Below are 8,913 nucleotides of genomic sequence, written 5' to 3'. Positions count from 1 at the left end.
GAATAACAATGGAACTTCGAGATATGATTACGGCTATTTTAATCGTTTTTGCAGGAGGAGACCCTACAAAAGTTTTTAAAACCAAAACATAAAAAATGGTCGGATTTTTTTTCCGACCATGACTAGATTAATTCGGTCTTTTTTTTGAAAATCTGTTTTCATATTGGTGAAAATCTGGATTGGATCCAATTATTTTGAATAAAAAAACCAACTTCTCAAAGAAGTTGGTTTTTTGCTTTTATTATCTTTTTGATTATTTAACAATAAGATTTTTACTAGTTGTTTCTCCGTTATTAGAAATTACAATTCTGTAAGTTCCTGTTTTTAGCTTAGAGATATTAACTTTGGTTTTTTCGTTTTCTAAAGAACCATTTGAAACTAATTTTCCAGAAAGATCAACAATTTGGTAAGTTGCGCTTTTTGTTGTCTTACTTAGAGAAATATTAACTTCTCCTTTCGCAGGGTTTGGATAGATTGCAAAACCTTTTTCAAATGCAGACTCATTTACTGCTAAAACTTCTTTGATAGCAAAGGCAGAAGAGTTCATTGCTAGATAGATATTGTCTACAGCTTTTACTACTAATCTTGCATTGGTTGTATTGATGTTAGGCAAGGTTACAGTTGCAGAACCATTGTTAGGAGCATCTCCTAGTACTGTGAAAGTAGCTCCTGAGTCTGTTGTTAGTAGTATTTGAACAAATTGAGTGTTGATAGGAGCTACATTGGTTCCTGCTACATTCCAAGTAACTGTTGTAGCTTCTCCACCGTTGTACTCGGTGTTAGAAGCGTGAGATGTAACCTTGAAAGGACCTGCTGCATTAACAGTTACTGTCATGTTAGCCCTTGCTGCTTGATTTCCCGTAGCTTTGTTATCGTTTGCAAAAAGAGAGAAATTCAAATTTCTTGCAACAGTAGGGATTACTTCCCATGTTGTAGCAAGATTTCCCGCTACGATTGCAGACATTGTTGGGAAATATCTTTCATTAGAAGTTGTTGGTAAAAATGATCTGAAGACAACACCAGTTGTTTGTGTAGGAATGGGTGCTGCAGAAGTAGTTGTTCCTCTTATATTTGTTTGCTCCCAAAGATACGTTAAGTTATCTCCATCAGGGTCTGTAGCTGTTCCTGACAAAACAAATGCAGTTCCGTTTGGAATTGTATAGTTTGATAAAGTTTGAATCACTGGAGTCTGATTATTGTTAGCTGATTTTACACCACAATTTGATCCCATTCCAGTAGTAATGTTGTTGTACATTTGGTTTACACTCACAACATGGAAATAAGCATCACTATTATTTTGAATGTTAGGAGCACAAATTCCTGCGTAAGCCATAATTGTACTTCCACTTCCTGGTTCTACAGATGTTGAAGTTGTTCTGTTGCCACCACAAGAGTTATCAAACGTGTGAGTTGCTCCCCATTGGTGTCCCATTTCGTGAGCTACATAATCGATGTCAAAAGCATCTGTTCTAGGAACAGAACGGCCTGTTACTCCACGTGCTTTTCCACTATTATTACAAGGAGAGTTTAGCTGAGCGATACCGCCACCTCCAGTACTGAAGATGTGTCCGATGTCATAGGCTGCACTTCCAATGGTTGCATCTATGAAAGCTTGGTTTTCGTTCAGTAAAGTTGCGCCATTATTATTAGTGAACCCAGGCTCATAAGCGTCAACATCTATCGATAACAAAAGATCATTGTTCGCAATCATCGTCATTGTAAGAGAAATAGTTTTTTCATAGATACCATTTACTCTAGTCATTGTTGTGTTCATAGCAGCAAGTACTGCTTCTTTTTTCTGCTCAACAGTTCCTAAAGCCAATCCAGCTCTATTGATATGATATCTAGAGTATTCCATTGTTGAAGATAGTGCTAGACGATAATTTCTAAACTGTCCATCTTGAACCAAAGATTGTGGTGCAGGATCTGTAATATTTTCATTTTCAGGATCTTTGTAATCACACACAAAACCTTCAAAATCAGCCGTCAAATCTTGACGATTGTAAACCATATAAGTTGACTTATCTTGTGTGTAAGCATCCAAATATGCTGTTTTTCCAGCATTGAAATACATTACATTTACGCCATCATAAGGTGAAACACTGAAACGAATGGAGTTGCCAGAATTACCTTTTTCATAACCTACATAAGATCTTATATTAGGATATTTTGCCTGCAAAACTGGATCCATGACAGAAGCCTCTTGGATGACATAGTCTACCAATTTGCCTTCTGCAGTAGGGAATTTTAAAACTAAAGTTTCATTATTAGAAAAACGTTTTGGAGCATTGGCCAAATCAGCTTTGATTTGTTCTGTATTCAGTTTGTATAGTTTATACTTCAGCGGTGTTGACGTTTTATCATAAACTGCCGCTTTGTTATCAATACCAGCTACTGGCGTCCAGTAATTTTTCTGGGAGAAAAGCAATCCCGAGAACAATACGCCAGCTGTAAATAGTAATTTTCTGTTCATTGTTAAAATATTTAATTTTTTTTGGATTTTATCCGACTGTAATTTTTTACTTTGATTGTTAATGAATTGGTTGATTAATATTAATAATCTTTGCGTCAATGTTAATTAATTCACCTAATTCAAATTATTCTTAACTAAATTTAATTATATGTAATTTTAGTTTTTTAATAAAAAAAACAGCAAATAGGTAGAAAAAATGTAAAAAAAAGATTAATTGAATTCTTTTTTTTTGCTAAAATATGAAAAAATATGTAAAAAGGTTCATGGTTCCAAGAATCATTTTATAGATTACTTTTATTTTAATATATAAAAAGAGGTTACAAAATTTTGTAACCTCTTTTTAATGGTATATAATTTAACGCTATTCAGAAATCAAAATCTTCGTTCCCTGCGTGTGAGCATTCATCTGCGGAGCATAATAATTCTGTAAAGTTGTAATTCCGTTTGAGAATTTTCCGCTTGCATTGGCAACGTAATCGTATTCGAAGATATATTTTCCTTTCGGCATATATTCGATGTAGAAGTTGGTAGAAGCATCTTTTGTGGATTGATAATAACCCAAATTGTTTTTCCATTGATAACCCGAAAGCACATCCAAAGGTTCAAAACCTGCCGCTCTCATATCTTTCAAATGAATGAATTCCATATTTCTGTCTGTATTCAGAATCATTCTTACAGTAATTTTATCTCCAACTTTGATTGGTGAATTTTCATTGATTTTAATTAATTGCTCACCGTTCTCTGTTTTTACTTTTTTGTACAATTCTTTAGAAATCGAAATATAACTTTCCGAAGATTTTATTTTATCAAGATCTTCATAATATTGCCAGAACAAACCACCTTGAACAATTCCTGCACTTTCTTTTTTAATAGTAACGGTTGAAAGATTTTTATCCAAGTTATCAGAAGTTACGGTTTGTTTTACATAACCTGTCGCTTGCGTTTGCAGATTCAGTGGTTTTCCGCCCCAAGTGATTTCCGCTTTATCGGATTGGCTCATTTCAATCGCCGAACCTTTGGTTTCTGCAGAAGTCCAAGATTTTCCTGAATTCAAAATGGTAAAAATAACTTCCGCTGTTCCTCTGGAACTTCCCCAGGAATTTACTTCTTTTTGAGTAATCAGCCAGATTTTCATTTCTTCGATAAAATTTTCATCCGTCGGCGTTAATTTTTGGAAAGCTTCAATGGCTCCTGCGTGATTCACCGTTTTGGAAGAATACCAGCCCCAGTCGTTCAGGTTTTGTTTCCAATAAACACCCTGATTTTCAGTTTCTGTCGAAGTTTCCTTCAAATAAGTCATTAGCTTTTTCGAAACGTCTTTCAAACCATATTGATTGAATAACAAAGCCGCTCTGTGCAATCCAAAGAAAGTAAAATCGGTAATTTTTGCAGTTTTCGCTTTTGCAATAACTAATGTTTTCAGATTTGCGCCTTTATTTTTTAAAGGATATTCTTTTTCCCAATAATGGCGTGTATCCAGATAATCGAGAACAAAATTATTCCAAACATTGTCTTTTTTTGTCACACTGAGCGGAGTCGAAGTGTCATAATATTTATTGACTTCATTATCTACATAAGAAACCAGTTTTTTAACCATTTCTTTTTGTTCAGAACTTTGATAATCAGAAAGATTTCCTTTCAGCCATTCATTGATTCTTCCTAGATTTTTCAAAATATAAAGTGAAGTATAATATGAACTTGGGTAACCTTGATACCAACTAAACCCACCATCAGGATTTTGTAATTTTACCAATTCTGACCAATCATTTTGAATTGAATTTCGCATCGTATTCGCATCAAATAATCTTGCCAATTTCTGCATTTGTTCCGTTTCATTTTTCGATTCTAAAACCCAAGGCGTTTCATCTAATAACAATTGTTTCAATTCCTGATTTTTTTCAAGATTCGAAGTCAAAAGACCTTTGGATTGATATTCATCAAAAACGGTTTTCATTTTTGGATTCGCTTTGAAAATCTCCGAAGCCAAAACATCTGCAAACCATTTGTTGAAAACAACATCTGCCGAATTATTGATGTCATCTTTCAAACTTGGCAGTGCAAACATAATTTCCCAAATTGGATTCGTCGTCAATTCCAAAGTATTGGAAACATTAGTCAGGGTTTTAGAATTAGAATTTTTCAGATTTTCCAAAGTGAAAGTTTTGGTCTGTCCTTCTTTCACAAAAATCGGAATCGCGTCGGTTACCAACATTCTATTTGGAAGAACTGCAATGGCTTTTTGTTCGCCATCGGAGAATGAAGTCCCCTTTAGGGGATTTAGGGGTTCTCCTTTTGCAACGATTTTAATAATGATTGAAGAAACATTGTTTGGAACTTTCAATTTCCAAGTTGCAGATGTATTTCCATTTTCAGCTAATGAAAAAGATTGCTCTTTATTATATCCAGAAACCGCAGTCAATTGGCTGATTCCGAATTTATCTGAAATATCTTCATTCGTAAAAGCATCCAAAATCTGTAATTGTGCAACTCCAGTTAATTTTTGATTTACCAAACTTGAGATTTTGGTCTGAAGATTCAATTCGTCGCCTTCACGTAAAAATCTTGGATAATTTGGCGTGATAGAAAACTCTTTTTGCGTCACTACAGATTTTTCCAAAATTGCACTTCTCGCATCTTTTGTGTGAGCCAAAAACATCAGTTTCCATTGTGTCAAAGCTTCCGGAGAAGTGAACTCAAATGACACATTTCCATCTTTGTCTGTGAGAAGATTAGGATAGAAAAAAGCCGTTTCGTTGAGGTTTTGACGAACTGGGATTTGGTCTAAGTTTTCTTTATTATCTTTAATTTCATTTGGTGATGGTGGGCTATTTTCTATCTTTTTCCCTATCGGAGGTGGTGGAGTTTCCACTTTTGGTGCTTTTACTGGTGCAGGCATAGCCATATCCATTACCGCATTTTCTGCATAAATTTTATTAGAAGCTAGACCACGAATTCGAATAGAAGTCTGCCCATAAATTCCACCATCAAACCAATTAAACTGAGGCGAATTGATGTTGTATTCTCCTATGAAATCAAATCTCTTATTATAATATTGTTGCTCCAAGCCATTTCTTAATTCATAAGAACTTTGATAGAAAGGTGAATAAAATTTCTGCCAACTCCAAGAATTCACAGCAAATTGGTCAAGCGATTTATCATACATATTCGCTAGAACTTCTGCATTGATTTTTTCTTTATCGGCACCGGAGATTTTTATCGTCCATTTTTCTTTTTGTCCAGGCTGTAATTTGTCTCGGAAAGTAATGGTTTCGATTTTCAAATCATCTTTGCTGTCTGCAATTTTCAAATCAACAGATTCTGTTTTTATATCATTAAATGCAACCAATTGGAATTGTAAATTCACTCTTGAAATACTTTCATCTTTTGGAATCACGGTTTCATATTCCAAAATTCCATTTTTAAAAGATTTGGTTTCAGTCACAGTTTCACCTTTTCCATTTTGAATGAAAATGTTGACCAAAGCATCAGAAATTGCAGAATAAACAAACACTTTCGCTTTTTCTCCTCGCTTCAAATCCTGCGTCGGTTTTATCACTTCCAAGAATGGATTTTGATTTTGGCCCAACGATTTTTTATCCCAAACTTTGAAGAATTGTTCCGTTTTTATCGTGTCTTTTCCTTCGATATTATAAAGTTGAAGTTTGTATATTCCAGCATTAAGTTTTCCCAAATCTAATTTAGTTGTTGGTTGTCGGTTGTCGGTTGATGGATTTTCAACTCGATTAATCAATTGTTTTTCAATTTTCCAATTCTTCACGTCATCATTTTTATCAAACCTATCGTGAGGAAATTTCTGTACAAATTCGGCTTTTGATAGTTGTGGCAAATCCTGAATAACTGAAGAGAAATTCTCTCTGAAAATCTGTTTTGGTTCTTCCAGTTTTTCCAGTTTTACGTTGTAAGATTTTGGTAAAACTTGGTCGTTATAATTTTTGGTGTCAACTGTCAACTTTACAGCTTCATCAGAAAATATATTTCCGATTTCATTTGCTGTGATGTAATGAGAAACCGAAGCCACTTTTATATTTGTATCGGCTGATTGGGTTTCTCCATTGATATCCATAACAGAAGCATTAATTGCATAATTATCAATCTGAATTCCTTCCAGCGTTTCGTCTTTTTTCAACTCTATTTTGATGGTAAATTCTCCTTTTTCGTTAGTTTTTACATCGCCAAGAATTGAATTTTCATTATCATTTCCACGAGGATACCACCAGAAATATCTCCAACTAATATTCTGCTTTTTGATTTCGTAATTCACGGTGGAATTGCTCAACGGAACGCCTGAAAACATCGCGGCTTTTCCTTTAAGTTCAATAGTTTGACCGTATTTGTATTCGTCCTTTATCGGCTCAAAAGTCACTTCAAATTTCGGACGTTTGTATTCTTCGACTTGAAAATCGGTATATCCATTAATATCAAAGTCAGAATTGTCATCATCGTTATTAACCTCAATATTGAAACTTCCATTCAGTTTGTTTTTTGGAAGCGTAAAACTTCCATTCACGGAACCAAATGCATTAGTTGTTAGTTTCAGAGTTTGTAATTCCTCGCCGTTAGCGTCGTTCAAAGTAATATTCAAAGGAACTTTTTCCAGAGTTTTTACTTTTTGAGTTTCACCATTAATTCCTGTTGCAATGACTTTGAAATAAACAATTTGTCCAGGTCTGTAGATTTTTCTGTCAAGGAAAACTTGTGCGGATTCTTGATTTTCAGATTTGTTTCGGTTATTGTAATCATTATAACCATAAACATTTATCATCGAATAATTGTTTCCAGTTTTCACAAGGAAATTTCTGTAATATTCTTTGTTGTCAGAATTTGGAATTTGGAAATTTCCAGAAGCATCGGTTTTGACAGAATGTTTTACGATTTGTTTTCCTCTTACATATTCTACAATTTCAAGATTTTCATTATTAAAAGCTTTTCCGTTTTCGTTGTTTACGAGTTTCAGAATATTAGCTTTTGGATTAGAATCATCCTTTTTAGAATAGATAATTTTCGAATCAGAAACGATGAAATAGAAACTTTTTTGAACCGAGTTTTCTACAACATATTCAGCTAAATAAATTCCTGCAGGAAGTGCTTTCAGTTCCAAAGATGTTTTATGAGTTTTAAAATCAAAAGATTCTGGCAAATTGAATTGGTCTTTTCTTACCAACGATTTTTTTACTTTTGTAAAAGGTGTTTTGTAAGAATCGAAAACGTGATTCAGAAAACCTTGTGTGTCGTCTTTAACTTCATAAATATTCAAAGAAAATTGCTGAACATTTTTTCCTTCTGCAACAATGTGAATTGATTTGTTGCTCTGGGTTTCGTTCTCATAAAACAAGTTCAGTTGCGGATTTTTAATCTGATTTTCTTTGTTTTTGATGTTATTCAGAAACTTAGATTTTGGAAACATTTCTTTGGCATCATTTATCCAAGTCAACGCAAATTTGTAATCTTGTTTTTGCTGAAGAATCTCAATCATATCATCAATAATCAAGACTTTGTAATCGCCTTTTACAGATTCGTCTTCAACCAGTTTTTCAAGTTGTTCAAATTTGTCTTTACAATTATTTAATTCACATTGATAATTGATTTTCTGGTGTTTAAAATACAATTGAGAATTTCCAGAGAGTGAACCAATTTCCGAATCAAAAATTGAATTGATTTTTGTCGATTTTACTTTCAATTCGTTTGGCGTGAAAAGATTTTGATTTCTTAAGAATTCGATATAATTATAGTTGTACCAATCGGAAAGTGTTGGGAAATAGTCTAGATTGTCAGATGCATCAAATATTTCACTGTATTTCTGCATTTGGATTTTCTTCAAAACAGAATTATCTTTTTCTAAATCCGCATAATTCTTAGATAAATAATTTTTGAAATCCAACTTGCTCCAAGTTTCGATTTGTGACAAATCTGCATTGTCTATATTGGTTTTTTGATTGATTTTCCAAGAATTATTCTCATAATGATCTTTGATAAACTCCAAAGTCAGAAGATGAAATAATTGTTTTTCATCGCCTTTTAATTTAATTTCCGTGCTTTGAAGTTTTGCAAAGAATTTGGAATTTTCGCCATTCTTCGTATCGTCATAAGTTTGCTTTGTAATACTGAATTCAGCCTTCAAAGATTTGATGATTTGAATCGCGTTGTTATCTTTCAAAGCTTGATTTTGTATTTCCAGAATAATCGGAAGATTGGATTTGTAAGTTCCTTTTTTATAATTGTCTTCGATTTTTTTCCATTGCTGGTCGTAATAGTTTTGTGCGGAAAAATTCATAGTAGCAAATATCAATAAGAATACTAATAAGGATTTTAGGATTTTCATAACTCGTAGTGCATTATTAAATTAATTCAATTTTAAGTCTATTCATTTTTCTACTGAAAACAAAAACATTTACAAACTGAATGAAAGTTAATGCTGTTAT

At 33.3% G+C, this 8,913-nt stretch carries 2 protein-coding genes; both read right to left on the bottom strand.

Annotated elements, in window-relative coordinates; translation table 11 throughout:
• Positions 1-253 precede the first annotated feature (253 nt).
• A complete protein-coding gene (locus tag DRF58_RS17280; protein WP_123902443.1) occupies positions 254-2,473 on the bottom strand; it encodes a zinc-dependent metalloprotease in 2,220 nt (739 codons plus the stop codon).
• Positions 2,474-2,834: 361 nt separating this feature from the next.
• Entirely contained in the window at positions 2,835-8,813 is a 5,979-nt protein-coding gene (locus DRF58_RS17275) for an alpha-2-macroglobulin family protein (protein ID WP_116037153.1), read from the bottom strand.
• Positions 8,814-8,913 lie beyond the last annotated feature (100 nt).

Source organism: Epilithonimonas hispanica (assembly GCF_003385395.1).
GTDB lineage: Bacteria > Bacteroidota > Bacteroidia > Flavobacteriales > Weeksellaceae > Epilithonimonas > Epilithonimonas hispanica.
Note: the sequence above shows the minus strand (reverse complement) of the source record. Positions and strands in the feature narration are given on the sequence as shown.

What these genes read in the sequence shown, in the direction of transcription:
- DRF58_RS17280 (WP_123902443.1), bottom strand. Translation starts at nt 2,473, where the DNA reads ATGAACAGAAAATTACTATTTACAGCTGGCGTATTGTTCTCGGGATTG.
- DRF58_RS17275 (WP_116037153.1), bottom strand. Translation starts at nt 8,813, where the DNA reads ATGAAAATCCTAAAATCCTTATTAGTATTCTTATTGATATTTGCTACT.